The 15414-nt window shown below is 63.7% G+C and carries 16 protein-coding genes; 3 read left to right on the top strand and 13 right to left on the bottom strand.

The window, feature by feature from the left end; genetic code table 11:
• Nucleotides 1-122: 122 nt before the first annotated feature.
• The 8 genes from GR138_RS16040 to GR138_RS16005 all read right to left on the bottom strand — a co-directional run bounded on the left by GR138_RS16040 (nucleotide 123) and on the right by GR138_RS16005 (nucleotide 8091).
• Complete coding sequence (locus GR138_RS16040) at nucleotides 123-896, bottom strand: ABC transporter ATP-binding protein (RefSeq protein ID WP_160860241.1); 774 nt, start codon at nucleotides 894-896, stop codon at nucleotides 123-125.
• Nucleotides 897-905: 9 nt separating this feature from the next.
• Entirely contained in the window at nucleotides 906-1880 is a 975-nt protein-coding gene (locus GR138_RS16035; protein WP_160860240.1) for an ABC transporter substrate-binding protein, read from the bottom strand.
• A gap of 32 nt (nucleotides 1881-1912) precedes the next feature.
• The gene (locus tag GR138_RS16030; protein ID WP_160860239.1) at nucleotides 1913-2764 is read right to left on the bottom strand and encodes an ABC transporter permease; all 852 of its coding nucleotides are present in this window, start codon (nucleotides 2762-2764) and stop codon (nucleotides 1913-1915) included.
• Nucleotides 2765-2774: 10 nt separating this feature from the next.
• A complete protein-coding gene (locus tag GR138_RS16025; protein ID WP_160860238.1) occupies nucleotides 2775-4127 on the bottom strand; it encodes an LLM class flavin-dependent oxidoreductase in 1353 nt (450 codons plus the stop codon).
• Nucleotides 4128-4228: 101 nt separating this feature from the next.
• Nucleotides 4229-4771: a flavin reductase family protein gene (locus GR138_RS16020; protein WP_160860237.1), complete on the bottom strand. Its 543-nt coding sequence runs from the start codon at nucleotides 4769-4771 to the stop codon at nucleotides 4229-4231.
• Nucleotides 4772-4940: 169 nt separating this feature from the next.
• Complete coding sequence (locus GR138_RS16015) at nucleotides 4941-5333, bottom strand: RidA family protein (RefSeq protein WP_160860236.1); 393 nt, start codon at nucleotides 5331-5333, stop codon at nucleotides 4941-4943.
• Between the two features lie 56 nt (nucleotides 5334-5389).
• Entirely contained in the window at nucleotides 5390-6883 is a 1494-nt protein-coding gene (locus GR138_RS16010; RefSeq protein WP_160860235.1) for a M81 family metallopeptidase, read from the bottom strand.
• Nucleotides 6884-7002: 119 nt separating this feature from the next.
• Nucleotides 7003-8091 carry a D-TA family PLP-dependent enzyme gene (locus GR138_RS16005; protein ID WP_160860234.1) on the bottom strand — a complete coding sequence of 363 codons (1089 nt, stop codon included), beginning with the start codon at nucleotides 8089-8091 and terminating at the stop codon, nucleotides 7003-7005.
• Between the two features lie 137 nt (nucleotides 8092-8228).
• Here GR138_RS16005 and GR138_RS16000 point away from each other — a divergent pair, with 137 nt between their 5' ends.
• Nucleotides 8229-9092 (top strand): MurR/RpiR family transcriptional regulator, encoded by an 864-nt coding sequence (locus GR138_RS16000; RefSeq protein ID WP_160860233.1) that lies wholly within the window; start codon nucleotides 8229-8231, stop codon nucleotides 9090-9092.
• Nucleotides 9093-9105: 13 nt separating this feature from the next.
• Here GR138_RS16000 and GR138_RS15995 read toward each other — a convergent pair whose 3' ends face one another.
• From GR138_RS15995 to GR138_RS30885, 3 genes are read right to left on the bottom strand one after another with little or no spacing between them, the layout of a single operon-like run.
• Complete coding sequence (locus GR138_RS15995; protein ID WP_160860232.1) at nucleotides 9106-9855, bottom strand: SDR family NAD(P)-dependent oxidoreductase; 750 nt, start codon at nucleotides 9853-9855, stop codon at nucleotides 9106-9108.
• 10 nt (nucleotides 9856-9865) lie between these two features.
• Complete coding sequence (locus tag GR138_RS15990; protein WP_160860231.1) at nucleotides 9866-10645, bottom strand: SDR family NAD(P)-dependent oxidoreductase; 780 nt, start codon at nucleotides 10643-10645, stop codon at nucleotides 9866-9868.
• 31 nt (nucleotides 10646-10676) lie between these two features.
• On the bottom strand, nucleotides 10677-11408 hold the full coding sequence (locus GR138_RS30885; RefSeq protein WP_160860230.1) for a UTRA domain-containing protein: 732 nt from the start codon (nucleotides 11406-11408) through the stop codon (nucleotides 10677-10679).
• 202 nt (nucleotides 11409-11610) lie between these two features.
• Here GR138_RS30885 and GR138_RS15980 point away from each other — a divergent pair, with 202 nt between their 5' ends.
• Nucleotides 11611-12624, top strand: a complete 1014-nt coding sequence (locus tag GR138_RS15980) for an SIS domain-containing protein (RefSeq protein ID WP_160860229.1) — start codon at nucleotides 11611-11613, stop codon at nucleotides 12622-12624.
• A gap of 69 nt (nucleotides 12625-12693) precedes the next feature.
• Nucleotides 12694-13506, top strand: coding sequence for a PfkB family carbohydrate kinase (locus GR138_RS15975; RefSeq protein ID WP_160860228.1), 813 nt, complete (start codon nucleotides 12694-12696; stop codon nucleotides 13504-13506).
• A gap of 31 nt (nucleotides 13507-13537) precedes the next feature.
• On the opposite strand, the gene GR138_RS15970 is transcribed toward GR138_RS15975, so the two are convergent.
• A complete protein-coding gene (locus GR138_RS15970) occupies nucleotides 13538-14425 on the bottom strand; it encodes a DMT family transporter (protein ID WP_246200492.1) in 888 nt (295 codons plus the stop codon).
• A complete protein-coding gene (locus GR138_RS15965) occupies nucleotides 14415-15386 on the bottom strand; it encodes an amino acid ABC transporter permease (RefSeq protein WP_160860227.1) in 972 nt (323 codons plus the stop codon). The genes GR138_RS15970 and GR138_RS15965 overlap by 11 nt, the downstream gene beginning before the upstream one ends.
• Between the last annotated feature and the right edge of the window lie 28 nt (nucleotides 15387-15414).

Below are 15414 nucleotides of genomic sequence, written 5' to 3'. Positions count from 1 at the left end.
TCGTCGAAAGGTCTGTCCGTCCGACGAGGCCAAGCGTCAACAAAAACGCCTGCTCCGGTCGAATGACGTTCGTCTATCGGCCGAAGCAGGCAGGGTCAAAGGCAATCGTCAGGGAATTGCGGTCAGTGCAGCCCGAAGAGGTTCAGCAGTTCCTCGCGGTGGCGAACGAATTGCGGTGAACTCCGGTCGCGCGGACGCGGCAGATCGATCTCGATCAGCCGTGGCGCGGCATTTTTCTCCCGCGGCAGGATGAGAATGCGGTCGGCGAGATAGATCGCTTCCTCCAGGTCGTGCGTAACGAGGATGGTCGTCACGTCCTCGTCGCGCCAGATGCGCGTCAGTTCCTGCTGCATGCTGATCTTGGTCATCGCGTCGAGCGCGCCCAGCGGTTCGTCGAGCAGCAGGATTTCCGGCTGGACGGCAAGGGCGCGGGCAATGCCGACGCGCTGCGCCATGCCGCCGGAGAGTTGGCGCGGATAGGCGCTCTCGAAGGCCTGGAGCCCGACAAGATGCACATAGCGTCGGGCCCGATTGCGCGCCTCCTCCCGGCTGACGCCACCGCGGGTATCAAGACCGAAGGCGACATTGTCGAGCACGGTCAGCCAGGGCAGCAACCGTGGTTCCTGGAAGATAACGGCACGCTCGGCTCCCATGCCTTTGACAGCCTTGCCGTCGATCAGCACCTCGCCATTGTCGGCCGTGTCGAGCCCGGCAAGAATGCGCAGCAACGTCGTCTTGCCGGATCCGCTGGCCCCAACGATGGCGAGGCTTTCGCCGGAGCGGATCTGCAGATTGACGTCGCTGAGAACCGGCAGCGGCCGACCGTTCAGGGTGAAGGATTTTGAGAGGTGACGGATCGTCACCTCCCCGCGTAGAGTTTGTGGGGCAAGGCTCATGATCGTGTCTCAGTTCGTTGCTGTGTCAGGCGTGTAAAGCACATCCTTGGCCACAAGCTGGCCTTCCTTCAGCTTGCCCTCGCGGACCAGCACGTCGATCCAGAACTGCAGGTCCCGCTCGACGGGAAGACCGCCGGCACGCACGCCGTAACCGCGGAAATATTGGGCGATTTCAGGGTTTTCTCCGCGTTCTTCCAAGGCTTTTGCGAAGATCTTGCGGGTTTCTTCGGGATGTTCGCGGGCATAGTCGAGCGCGCGGGCGGACTGCTCCACGAAGACCTTGGCCGCCTCGGGATGCGCCTTGATGAAGTCGCGCCGCAGCACGACGAAGCCACCGGCGATCTCACCGAGCACCTGCGTATCGCCGAAGATCGCGCGCAGGCCGCCGGCCTTCCTCGCCGCCCCCTCGAATGTTGTCTGCCAATAACCGAAGGCGGAAATATCGACCTGGCCGGACCGCAGGACCTGCTCGAGCTGCGGCCCCGGCACGACGATCTGATTGGCGGCGTCGGTGGGCAGGCCGACCGAATGCAGGGCCTCGCGGATCGTATAATCGAGATGGGCGCCGAGCGTGTTCACCGCGATACTCTTGCCGGCAATATCCTTGATGTCCTTGATCGGGCTGTCTTCCAGGACGTAGAAAATCGACTCTACTTCCTTGTTGATGCCGTTCGAGGGATAGGCGGCAACGAAGTCGTTGCCGCCGACAATGGAATTCAAAACGGCCGCCGTTGCAGCGCTGCCGAGTTCCACATCGCCGGAGGCAAGCGCGATCAGCGAGGCGGGGCCACCTGTGGCGTAACCGACATTTTCGATCGTGATGCCGGTTCCGTCGAAATAGCCGAGTTCAGCGGCCAGTTCATGGGCGGAGAGACCGCCCTGGCTGGCGAGATAGCGGAACTTGACGTCTTCCGCCGAGGCGGTGCCAACGAGGCCGATAAAGAGGGCTGCGGAGAGGAGGAGTTTGCGGGAATGGAAGGTCATGGATGTGTCCTTTCGGAAAGAGAAAAAGGGGATCAGGCGTTGGGCTGCGCCCAGCGGCACAGCTTGCGCTGGAGAAGGACGAGCACTGCATTGGCAAGCAGGCCGAGCAGCGCCAGCAGCAGGATGGCTGCAAACATCAGCGGAATCTGGAAATTGTACTGGGCGTTCATCACCTGGAAGCCGATGCCCTTGTTGGCGCCGATCATCTCGGCGGCGATGAGCAGCAGGAGAGCGGTGGTCGCCGAAAGCCTGAGGCCGACGAAGATTGCCGGAACCGAGGCCGGAAGCACGACACGGCGAAAGATCGCCAGACGCCCCGCCCCATAGGTCCGCGCCATTTCGATAAGCTTGGTATCGACCTCCTTCACGCCGCCGATCGTCGATAGCAGGATCGGAAAGAGCGTCGCCCAGAAGATCACGAAGACCTTCGAGGTTTCGCCAAGGCCGAGCAGCAGGATGAAGACCGGATAGAGCGCCAGCGCGGATGTCTGGCGGAAGAATTGCAGCAAAGGGTCGAGCGCCTGCTCGATGACCCGCGCCTGCCCCATGACGAGGCCGAGCGGGATGCCGATCACCACCGCGGCGACAAAGGCGATGCCGGAGCGCTGGAGGCTGATGGCAATGTCATCCAGAAGCGCCCCGCTCGTAAGGCTGCCCCACAGGGCGGACAGGATGAGGTCGAGCGGCGGGAAGACGGACGGGTTGACCCAGCCCTGCGTGCTCGAAACCTGCCAGAGCGCCAGGAAGGTCAGCACCAGTCCATAGCGGGCGAGGAAGGCCGGCAACAGCGCGTTCAACCGGGCCAAGACGGCCGGCGTTGCGCGTGGGCCATTGGCCAGGCTGAAGTCCGCGCCAAGCGTGGAATTGACGTTTTCATAGGACATGGCGCTCTCCTCACTCGGCTGCCTGGACTGCGGCGCGCGCGCCGGTCCAGCGGTTGACGGGGAATGGCAGGCCGAGGTTTTCGCGCAACGTGCGTCCCTCATAGACCGTGCGGAACAGGCCGCGCCGCTGGAGTTCCGGGACAATCAGCTCGACGAAATCCTCAAGCCCTGTCGGCAGCCATGGCGGCAGGATGTTGAAGCCGTCGGCGGCCTCGTTCTCGAACCATTCCTGCAGCGTATCGACGATCGTTTCCGGTGTGCCGACGATGGTGAAATGCCCGCGTGCGGTGGCGATCCACTGGTAGAGCTGACGAATGGAGAAATTGTTTTCGTCGGCGATCTGGCGGATCAGCGCCTGCCGGCTCTTCATGCCTTCGGTCGGTGGGGCGGGCGGCAACGGGCCGTCGACGTCATAACCACGTAGATCGAGCGTGCCGCCAGTAAGGCCGTTCAGCAGGCCGATGCCGTCCTCTTCGACGATCAGCGCCGTCAGGCGGTCGTATTTGCCCTGCGCCTCCGCTTCGGTGCGGCCAACGAAGGGCGCCACGCCCGGCATGACGAGGATATGGTCCGGGCTGCGGCCCAGGCCGCGGGCGCGGGCCTTGATATCGCGATAGAATTCCTGCGCAGTCTCGATGTGCTGATGTGCGGTGAAGATCACCTCGGCGGTGGCGGCGGCAAGTCCGCGCCCGTCATCCGACTGTCCGGCCTGCACGATCACCGGGTGACCCTGCGGCGAGCGGGGAACGTTGAGCGGCCCGCGCACCTGGAAATGCTCACCGCGGTGTTCGCTCTCATGCAGCTTTTCCTGGTCGTAGAAGACACCGCTGTCCTTGTCGCGAATGAAGGCGTCGTCCTCGAAACTGTCCCAGAGTTTCTTGACCACCTCGACATGTTCGGCAGCCCGCCGATACCGCGCAGCATGGGGAAGCTGTGTTTCGCGGTTGAAGTTCTGCGCGGTCGGGTCGCCCGTCGTGGTGACGACGTTCCAACCCGCCCTGCCGCCGGAGAGGAGATCGAGCGACGCGAATTTGCGCGCCGTGTTGTAGGGCTCCTCATAGGTCGTGGAGGCCGTGGCGATAAAGCCGATGTTGGTGGTCAAGGGAGCGAGTGCGGAGAACAGCGTCACCGGCTCGAAACCCGCGATACGCGCATTGCCGCCTTCGCGCGCGCCGCCAAAGCCGATGGCGAGGTTGTCCGCGAGAAAGTAGGCGTCGAACAAGCCGCGTTCGGCCGTTTCGGCAAGCTGCCTGTGGAATGCGAAGTTCGTTGCGCCGTCGACCGGCTGGTCCGGATGGCGCCATGAGGCGACATGCTGGCCTCCGCCGGGCAGGAAGGCGCCAAGTCTGATCTTGCGTGTCATCTTGTTTCCTTTCGAAGGCGGCCGCTTGGCCGCAGGTTCTCGATCCCGCTTACGGCGAGTTGGGCATTGCTTAAGATTCAGAGCGGGTGGCCGCTTAGCCGTTACCGGGGCACGGCGTGATAGCGGCCGTCCTGATAGAGCAGCGAGTGGCCGGCGCCGATGCGGATGGCCAGGACCCTGCCGATGACGATGACGTGGCTGTGCCGCTCGATGGCTTCCTCGACCGTACAATCGATCGCCGCGACGGCATCGACGAGCAGTGGCGCGCCGCTGACGGCCGTGGTCCATTCCGCGCCGCGATAGCGATCCGCCCCGCGAAGGCCGCCACGGCCGGCGAACTGGTTGGCGAGCGCTTCATGGGCGCCGCCGACGATGTTGATGCCCAGATGGCCGTAGCGCTCGACGACGGGCCAGGTGGATGAGGTTCGGTTGAGGGAGACCAGCATGCGCGCCGGCTCCATCGATAGGGCTGTCGCCGAGGTGACGGTGGCGCCCGTACGAGTTTCGCCTTCCCCTGCGGTAATGATGCTGACGCCGCCGCCCAGCATGCGCAGCGCCGCCTTCAGGTGATCGGCATCCGCCGGGTGATCGAGCACCGCAGTGCCGCGGACGTTGAAGAGAGTGTTTTCGACATGCGCATTCATCGTTCCCGCTCCGCCTGAGACTTCCGATGCTTTAGGGATAACAAACGAAAACGCGCGGTAGCAGGCACGGATTTCTGAAATTGACTATTTTTATAGAAAATATGCATATCAGCAAAAAGCCCGCCGACGTCCCTGTCGACGGGCCTTTCTCAAGAGAACGCGACGAACCTCAGACGCGCCTGCGCCGTGCCGCCATCGCGGTTACCTCGACCTTCATGCCGGGGTCGGCGAGCGCCGCGACACCGACCGCGCAGCGAACCGGGTAAGGCTTCTTGAAATAGGCGCAGTAGACTTCGTTGAAGGTAGGGCGCTCGGCCATGTCGGTGAGATAGATCGTCAGGTGCATCACGTCGGCAAGGCTACTGCCGGCCTTTTCCAGCGAGCTCTTGAGGCTTTCCAGCGTCGCGATGCTCTGGATCCTGATGTCCCCGGTTTGCAGCGAGCCGTCGGCTGCAAGCGGAATATGCGTGGTGACGAGCAGGTTGCCGAGGCCAGCGACATCGGAGGAAATTTCGCCCTCATCGGTATCCTCGATGAAGAAGGGTGCGTCGTAGTCAGCCATGGCCGATTCTCCTGTTGAACGGTTCATCCAAGCACCACCGGCTTTGCCCGCCGCCGTCAACCGGAAATGACAGGATCAAGCCCGAGCGGGTCGGCGACACGGGGCCAGATATCGAGGCGCGCCTTGCGGTAGGGCGTCGTCGCCGGGTCGGTCGGATAGGACGTCGGGGCCGCGATATAGACGATGTCGGAGGAGACCGGCTGGAAGCCGGCGTGGAAGTGGTTGGTCGATTTCACCAGCAGGAAGGCTTTTTCCGTGAAATCGATGCCCTGGTTGGAAAAGATGTCCGGCTCGTAGGTCTGGGTGCGGCTGGTGATCAGCACGATGTCGATCGTCGTGCCGACCGGTCGGATGACCGCGGTGCTGCCAAGCGTCACCCGGCTGTTGCGAAAGCTCTGCCAGCCGGCATCGAAGAGGTGCTGCACCGTCACCCTGAGATCGAGCGGTGCGCCGCCTTCCGGGCCGCATTTCCCGCCGAAGCGCAAGGCAAGCTCCGCCCCCTCCCCCGCCGCATGGCAGAAGGACACGGCGATCGGATCCCAGATCGTCGCCACTGCGACGTTTTCGAAGCCGCGTTCGATCATGCGGCGCAGGATATGCGTCGCATCGCCCGCCACGCCCCCGCCGGGATTGTCCCAGACATCGGCGATGACGACAGGCCTTTCCGGCCGTTCGGCGCGGATGGCCAATGCCCGATCGAGGCCGGCCTCGGTATCCAGCATCGGCATGGCTGTCTGCTTGCGAAGACCGTAAAGCTCATGGCCAAGCGCCTGCGCGAGCGCATCCCCCCTCGCCTTGTCATCATCCGTAACGACGATGATGCGCGTGCCCATCTCCGGCACGTCGCCGGCCATGAAGCCGTGGATGATGGAAATGGAAAGGACGCCATCCTTGCCCTCCATTGCCTTCAGGCGATCGACGAAGGAGCGCATAGGTTCACGGCTCGTCGGGTAGATGGTGATCATGCGGCAGTCGAAGGTGGAGATGGCCGGCCTGATATCCCCCTTCAGCGTGCGCAGCGCCAGATCGACGACATGCTCGCCGCGCTCCTCGAAGTCGGTGTGTGGGAATTCGAGGAAGGCTGCCAGGATATCCAGATTGGCGACGCGCTTGGCGGTGAGGTGGCTGTGTGGATCGAACTCGACGGCGATCAACACATCCGGGCCGACCAGGCCGCGAACCCGCTCCAGAAAATCCCCTTCCGGGTCGTCATAGCCCTGCGCCACCATCGCGCCATGCAGGCCCAGCACGACGGCATCGACCGGAAGTGCGCCATCAAGTTCGTCGAGAATCTGGTCGCGCAGCGTCTCATAGGTCTTGCGCTGAATGAGCCCGGCGGGTTCCGCCCAGCAGGACGTACCCTCGAGAACGGTAAAACCCTCTGCCCGACCGCGCCGGCGCAGGATCGGCACCACGGAAGAGCACAGCGTTGGCGTATCCGGATGCTCGCCCGGCCCCGCATAGAACGCCGCCTTGAACGCGTTCATATCGGTCGGCACGGGCGAAAAGGTGTTGGTTTCCGTTGCAAGCGAGGCCGTGAAAATGCGCATGCCGTCCGTCCGTGGGTATATGCGCCCTCATGAAGGCGTGTAAATAATTTTCACAGAAAGCGCATTTTCATCGTGAATGTCAATAAATAGGGAAGATATTCGAAAAATATGAAATTTCTTCACCAAACCGTGCCGCGCGCCGCCACATCCTCGACCCGGGTCACGATCCCGTCTCGATGGAAGACCATGCGGTCGAACAGGTTGCTGACGACGCAGGTATGATTGGGCACGATCCGCACCACGCTGCCGATCGCCGGAAAACGATCCCGACATTCGCTGATATCGACGACCGCGTGCTCCTCCGACAGGGAGACGATGCGCGCGGCCTCAAAACCTGCGATTTCACCATAGTCGCTGAAGCCGAGCAGATCAGAGGTAAGCGCCTTCGAGCCGGCGTCGAGCACCGCGCGGTCCTCGGTCGGCCGGGAGACGACCGTGGCAAGGATGTGCATGGCGAGGTCGGCGCGCGTGCAATGGCCGGCGCGCACCATGCTGCGGTCGTTATAGACATAGGTGCCGGCGCGATGCTCGGTTGCCGAGGGCACGAGATGGGCCTGGTACAGATCGGGCGAGCCACCGCTGGAGCGGACCGGGCAATCGATGCCCTTGCCGGCCAGCAACGCCATCGTTGCGACCAGGAAAGCCTCAACGGCAGCGGCGCTGCCCGGGGCGGGATAGGTAAGGATACCGCCGAACCGCAGGGTTGGTGATGCGGTGATACGTTCGGCCAGCCGCGCCGCCGCCTCCGGCGTTTGCACGCCGCAACGCTTGCCGCCTGTATCGCATTCGACGAGCACCGTCAGCGGCCGCGCCGCTTCGAAGGCCGAGGCCAGCCCCGCGACCGTCATCTCGCTGTCCGCCACCACGCTCAAACGCGGCACGCGGTCGTGCAATTCACGCAGGCCCCGCATTTTTGCCGCGCCGAGAATGTTGTAGGTGATGAGGATATCCTCGAAGCCGGCGTCGGCGAAAATCTCCGCCTCGCTCACCTTCTGGCAATTGATTCCAATGGCCCCCGCCGCCCGTTGCGCCTCGGCGACGCCGACGGTCTTGTGTGTCTTGATATGCGGCCTGAATGCCTTGCCGTGCGCGTCGAAATAAGCCTGTGCCCGGTGGATATTGGCGGCGAGCCGCTCTTCGTCCACGACGGGCATGGGGGTTGCGATCTGATCGAGCGGCGTGCCGGCGGCCGGCCAGGGAGACGTCATGAGAACCTGCATATTTCGGCGCCGATCGGTCGAGGGCGCCCGTTGAAGCTGCCCGTCACTATGGTACGAAAGGGTAAGAGAAGAAATCGGTTTTCACGGAGCGCGTCCCTTACGGCATGCGACGCGCAGGAGTTTGAATGGATCTGTTCCACGCCCTTTCGGATGAAGAGGGCACGCTTTCGGCGCGGGAGAAGACGCTTGCGCGCCTCGTGCTGGAGGATATCGATTTCGCTGTCAACGCGTCGATCAACGAACTTGCGGCGCGCGCCGGGGTCTCACCGCCGACGGTGACGCGTTTCTGCCGCAGGCTCGGCTGCCAGGGCTATCCGGATTTCAAGGTGCAACTCGCCAAGATGCCCTATGTCGGCCTGCGTTACCTGAAACCGGACGTACCCACGCAAACTCCGGCGGAGGTGGCGGAGGACATCGTCTCGACTGCGCAGAACGCCCTGTCCCAGCTTCACCGCCAGCTCGATCTCGAGGCGATCGGCAAGGCGGCTGACCTGCTGCGCGGCGCAGACTTCGTCCATGCCTTCGGCGCGAGCGGAAACTCCGCGATGATCGCCAACGAATTGCACAACCGGCTCTTCCGCCTCGGCTGCCGCATCCATGCGTCGAACGACCACAACATGAACATGATGCTCGCTGCCGCCGCCGAACCGGGCACGGTCGTCTTTTCATCCTCTTTCAGTGGTCGCGACCCGGCCTTGGTGCGCTGTCTCGAATTGCTGCGCCAGCGCGCCATCCCGAGCATCGTCGTGACGCAAAGCAAGTCACCGGTCGCCGCGCTCGCCGATATCGTGATCCCTGTCGACCTGCCGGAAGGCAAGAACATCTTCCGGCCGACGTCGACCCGCTACGCCTATCTCGCGGTGATCGACATGCTCGCCAACCTCGTCGCCTATGCTGACCGCGACAGGGCGGCGAGAAGCCTGCGCAGCATCAAGGAGGAGCTGGTCCGTCACCGTGACGGCGATGACCGGCAGGTGCTCGGCGACTAGCTGCGGCAGGCAATCACCGCTTCGCCTCCTGCAATATGTTGCCGCCATCCACCACAAGCACCGCACCGTTGATATAGCTCGCATTTGGCGAGGCGAGGAAGGCGACGGCCGCTGCCACTTCGTCCGGTCGACCGGCGCGGCCGCAGGGTGTGGCTTGCGCGGCGCGGCGCTCCTCTTCCGTGGAGGCGCCCGTCTCGATCCAACCCGGCGCAACCGCGTTGATGGTGACACCGTGCGGGCCGGCTTCGAGCGCCAGCGCATGCGTCATGCCGACCATGCCGGCCTTGGCGGCGGAGTAGGCGGTCTCGCCGGGATTGGCGACATAGGGCCCGGTCACGGATGCGACATTGACGATCCGGCCATAGCCGTCCGCCAGCATGTCCGGCAGGTAGATGCGGGTGGCGAGGAAGGCCGTCTTGAGGGTGACGGAAATACCGCGGTCCCAGTCCTCTTCTTCCAGGTCCACGAAATGCCGCTGGAGCGCCGGCTGGGCAAGGCTGCCCATGCCGGCATTGTTGACGAGCACGGCCGCCGGCCCGGTCACCTGCCTAAGCTTTTCGACGGCGACTTTGGACGTGAGATCACAGAGATGGCCCGTGGCCGGGAAACCCGCGGCGCGCAATTCCTCGGCGCGGGCGAGGATGCGGTCGCTGGTGGCGACGAGATGAACCGCGTAGCCCGCCTCCGCGAGACTTTTTGCGCAGGCAAAGCCGATGCCGTCCTGCGCGCCCGCCCCTGTGATGATCGCCGTCTTGCGCTGCATGAACGTCTCCTCAGTAGCCTGCCGTCACGCCGAAATCGACCGACAGCGCGGCCCCCGTGATCGGCGCTGCGTCCGGTTCGCAGAGGAAGGCCACCATGCGGGCGATTTCCTCCGGCTTGATGAAGCGCGCCGCCGCTTTCTGCGGGTAATTGGACAATAGCTTCGCCTTGTAGCCATTCGGATCGCCCTCGCCGTAGCGATCGGCCTGGAATTCGATCATGGGTGTGGCGACATCGCCGGGGCAGACGGCATTGACGCGGATCTGGCGCGGGGCCAGTTCCAGCGCCAAAGCCTTGGTAAGCAGCACGAGCCCGCCTTTCGAGGCACAGTAGATGGCCGCGCCATTGTTACCGACGAGGCCGGCGTCCGAGGCGATGTTGACGATGGAGGCGCCAGCGCCGAGATGCGGAATGGCGGCCTGGATCAGAAAGAACGCCCCCTTGAGGTTGACGTCCATGACGATGTCCCAATCCGCCTCGGTCATCGCCACGGAATAGCCCTCGCGCCAGACGCCGGCGGAATTGACGACCACGTCGAGACGGCCGCGCCAACCGATCACCGCCTCGACGGCAGAAGCACAGGAGGCGACCTTGCGCATGTCGAGCGGCACGGCGAGCGCATCGCCGCCCTCCGCCGCGAGCCTTTCCGCGGTTGCGGACAGACGTTCCGATTCCAGGTCCGCGATGGCGACGGCATAGCCGCCGGCGGCGAGCCGCGCGGCGATTGCTGCCCCCATGCCACCGGCCCCGCCGGCAATGAGCGCTACTCTACGGGTGGCCTGATCGGTCATATGTGCCTCTGCTGGATTGGGGCGCCGGCCGCTATTTGCGGGTCAGGCTGAAGGAAAAATGGCTGCCGCGATGATAATCGATCGCGTAATTGACCGGTTCGCCGGCCGCGTTGAAACAGACTTCGGTGATCAGCAGCGCCGGGCCGAAATCCTGCAGGCCGTGGCGCTCGACCACCTCTTTCGGCAGCATGACGGAGGACACGCTCGCCGCGGACATGCGGGGGCGGTTGCCGTATTCCTCGAGAAGGTTCAGGAGCGAACCGCTCCAGTCGATATCGTAGAGCCGGCCCGGGATGATGCCGCGTGGCAGATAGTCAACGCAGTAGAGGATTGGCTCATCCTCATGCAGGCGGATGCGCTCGATGCGGATGACCCGATCGGTCGGCCCCAAACGCAGGCCTTCGGCCACCTGCTTGTCCGGCGTCTCCTCGGCGATCGAGAGAACCTTGTTGATCGGGCGATAGCCATATTGCCGCGTCATGTCGGTGACGCTCTCGAAGACGGTGATCGGCCGGTCGACCTGGACGGCGGAGAGCGCCGAGACGAAACGCCCGCGGCCATGCTCCACATAGATCACGTCGTCCTGCTCGAGCAGTTTCAGCGCCTCGCGCAGGGCCGGCCGGGAAATCTTGAAGCGCTGGGTGAGTTGGGCTTCAGTCGGCAGCTTGTCACCCGGGCGCAGCCCTTCGTCCCGGATCAGGTCGGCAATCCGGTCCCGGAGCTGGACGGCAAGGGTGCGCGAATCGCGAAGGGGCTCGTCCACCGAAGTGCCTCGTGTTCATTGATCTCGCCTCCTTTCTTGTCTGACAAATTTTAGCCGGTCAAGTGCGAGAGGAAGCGGCATGGCCCTGCGCAATATGTTACGCTTCGGCGGTTCTCGAAATTTCGGCGTGCCCGTCTTGACAGTCAAAGCCGGCGATGTCAGTTGTCTGACAACATTGAAATCACCTTCCGAGGGCAGAACCATGCTGAATTTTGACGAACAGAGATTTCTCCGCATCCAGTCGGGCGCGGTTGGCTTGCAGGCAGGGCTGGAACGTGTGATCGGCTCGTGCCTGTCGGCGGGCGCGGACAACATCTTCTTCCTCGGTACGGGCGGTGCGGCGATCCTGATGCAGCCTGCCGCGCAATTGCTGCAACGCCGCTCGCGCTTTCCGGCCTTCATCGACCTGCCGGCGGAGCTCGTGCTCACCGGTTCGGCCAACCTGACCGAGAAGTCGATCGTCGTCATGCCCTCGCTCTCCGGCACGACGAAGGAAAGCGTGGCACTGCTCGAAAAGCTGAAGACGATCGGCGCGACGGTCATCACGCTGGTCGGCCATGCGGAAACGCCGCTCGGCAAGGGTGGGGATCACGTCTTCGTCAACTTCGCCGAGGACGACACATCCTGCGAGTCCTTCTACCTCCAGTCACTCTTCATCGCGCTCGCGATCCTGAAGCATCGCGGAGAGATCGAGAACCACGATACGATCGTCGCCGAACTTGCCCGCATGCCGGAACTCCTGCTCGCGGTGAAACGCGCCTATGAGCCGAAGGCGGAAGCCTTCGCCGCGGTGCTGGCGGGCTCCGACTACCATATCGTCACCGCGGCCGGAAACGTCTGGCCGGAAGCCTTCTACTACGGCATGTGCATCCTCGAAGAAATGCAGTGGATCCGCACCCGCCCGGTTCATGCCTCCGACTTCTTCCACGGAACGCTGGAACTGGTGGAAAAGGGCGTGAGCGTCATCCTTTTCAAGGGCGAAGACGCCTTGCGCCCGCTCGCCGACCGCGTCCAGGCTTTCGCGCCGAATTACACGGACAAGCTGGCCGTGCTGGATACCGCCGAATTCGACCTGCCGGGCATTTCCCCGGAGGTCCGCGCGCTGGTCTCGCCGGTGTTGCTGGCGACCGTTCTGGAGCGCATCAGCGCGCATCTCGAAGTCATGCGCAACCACCCGCTGACGACCCGGCGCTACTACAAGCGTGTCACCTATTGACGTCGCTTGCAAAGCTGCGAATGCAGGTGATGCCGCATTCGCAGCCTTGAAGTCCAGCACGAGATCCGTATGAGACCCCTCCGCTTCGCCGCCGTCGGCGACAATTGCATCGACCGTTTCCGCCCTCCCCTGTCGCTGTCGCTTGTCGGCGGCAATGCGGTGAATGTTGCCGTGCAACTCGCCCGCCTCGGCCGGACATCGCTCTATTTCGGCGCCGTTGGCCCCGATGCGGCCGGCGGGCGGACACGCGCCTTGCTCGCGGCAAATGGCGTCGACATCACCTATCTTGGCGACCGCCCCGGCATCACGGCCTATACCGAGATCGATGTCCTGCCCTCCGGCGACCGCGTCTTCGTTCACGAGGATTTCGGCGTCTGCGGCGGCTACAGGCCGAGCGAAGCGGACGTCGCACGCCTCAAAACCATGGATCACGTGCATATCGGCTGGATGGACGATGGCGGCGCCCTGCGCCGGGCCCTTGCTGCCGCCGGCGTCAGCGTCTCGCAGGATATTTCCGTCAATGCGGATCCGGCCAATCTCGGCATCGATGGCCTCTCCATCGCCTTCGCCTCGGCCGGCAGCGACGACGAGCTGGCTGAAACACTGCTGCAGCACCTTCTTGCCAAAGGCGTGCCGCTTGCCGTCGTCACGCGTGGCAACAAGGGCTCGCTCGCCAGCGATGGCGTGGACCGCGTCGAGATCGGTATCCGGCCGGTTGATGTGGTCGATACGACCGGCGCAGGCGACAGTTTCATTGCCGGGTTTCTCTCGGCCCGCGTCGCCGGCCAGCCGCTATTGCAATGCCTTGAGGCCGGGCGCGACCAGGCGGCGCTGACCTGCACGCATGTCGGCGGTTTTCCGCAACAGCCGCAGCCCCTCTAAGCCCTGCACGGGCTCTCAGACGCGGGCGCTGCTACCTCAAAACCAGCCAGCCGGAAAAGATGATGATCGCCGCCCCGGCGAGTGTATGCATCTCGACCGGTGTTGCGAAGAGAAGCACACCGTAGAGACAGCCCCAGATGATCTGGCTGTACTGGAACGGCGCCACCACGGACGCTTCGCCGACCCGGAAGGCGCGTACCAGCAGCGCATGGCCACCGAGCATCATTGCACCGCCGACAAGTGCAAAACCCAGATCAGCAAGGCCGATCGCGATCAATCCGCCGGAGCCTGCAGCAACGGCCAGGGCGACCGGCGTCATGACGACCAGCAGGCTTGCAACCAGCGCCTCGTCCGTCTCCGCGAGCTTCGCGCGGCGCAGCAGGATGAGGGAGAGCGCAAAGAACACTGCGGAACCAAGCGCAGCGGCATGGCCGAGATTGAGGGGCGCGACACCCGGTTTCAGCGCGACGGCGACGCCGGCAAAGCCGATGAGCACACCCGCCCACCCCACAGCTGAGAGCCGTTCTCCAAGCAGGAAGAAGCCGAGCATGGCGACGAGAATCGGCGTCAGGAAGGCAATGAGATAGGCTTCCGCCAGCGGCAGCTTTGCAAAGGCGTAGTGGATCAACAGGGTATCCACGGCAAGCAGCAGTGCGCGCCAGAAGGCAAGGCTCGGCTGGCGTGGGACCAGCCGGTGGACACGGCCGGTCACGAGGGCATGGATGAGCAGCAAGGTCAGCGCCGCGACAGTGACGAGGAACGTCACCTGTGGTGCCGGCATATCGGCCGCCATGATCTTCACGATGGCGTCGGTGCCGGAGAAGATCGAAAAGGCCACGAGCACGATCAGGGCACCCCGACCATTCGACGGCGCGATAGGTGCGCCGCCGCCCCGCATAGTCGGCACCTCAGCGGACATTGAAGCGGCCAAACCGTTCCTCGATGCGCGCCTGGGCATATTCCAGGCCGATCGACAGGATCCAGTAGATCATCGAGGCCGTGATCAGCATCTCGATATGACGGAACTCGGTCTGGCCCTGGGTGCGGGCGAGATACATGATCTCCCAGACGCCGACGACGGAGACGAGCGACGAATCCTTCAGCATGGCGATGAACTGGTTGCCGGTCGGCGGGATGATGACGCGCATGGCCTGCGGCAGGATGACGAGCGTCATCGTCTGTGCCGGGCTGAGGCCGAGCGCGGTGGCACCCTCCGTCTGCCCGCGGTTGATGCTCTGGATGCCGGCGCGAAAGATTTCGGTCATGTAGGCGCCGTAGCAGAGCGACAGCGCGAGAATGCCGGCGGGGACTGCGCCGATCACGTAGCCCACCTGCGGCAGGCCGAGATAGATGATGTAGATCTGCATGAGCAGCGGCAGGCCGCGGAACAGCGAGGTGTAGAAGGTCGCAAGGCCGTAGATGACGCCGTTGTTCGAGAGTTTCGCAATGGCGCCGGCAAGCGCGATGATCGTGGCGATGATGATGGAGATCGCGGAAATATAGAGCGTCGTCGTCACGCCCTGTGTGATGAGAAAGCCGATCTTCTTGGCAATGAAGGCGAAGGAGAGATCGAAGGAATAGAAGAACAGCATCAGGAGCGAGAACAGCTCGATCCAGACGGCGACGATCTGCTGGCGGCGTGACAGCTGCAGCAACGCCTTCCAGTTCGCAGCCAGGATGAGGGCGATCAACACCGCGGAAACGAGCCGGCCGACGGCCGGGTTCTCCCCAAGCCAATTGGCCGAGGCCGGCAGGAGATGGCCGATCCAGGCGGAACTCACGCCGATAGAATAAAGCGCTGCCGTCACCAGGGTGAGAACCAGGAGGACGCCGGCCCTGCGTGATGCTTCGGGGTAGGTGAGTATCAGTCGACCGATCATGTTCCGCCCTTGCTTGTTGTTCTCTGTC

It is taken from the genome of Shinella kummerowiae (genome assembly GCF_009827055.1).
Taxonomy (GTDB): domain Bacteria; phylum Pseudomonadota; class Alphaproteobacteria; order Rhizobiales; family Rhizobiaceae; genus Shinella; species Shinella kummerowiae.
This window is presented reverse-complemented; position numbering and strand designations above follow the sequence as displayed.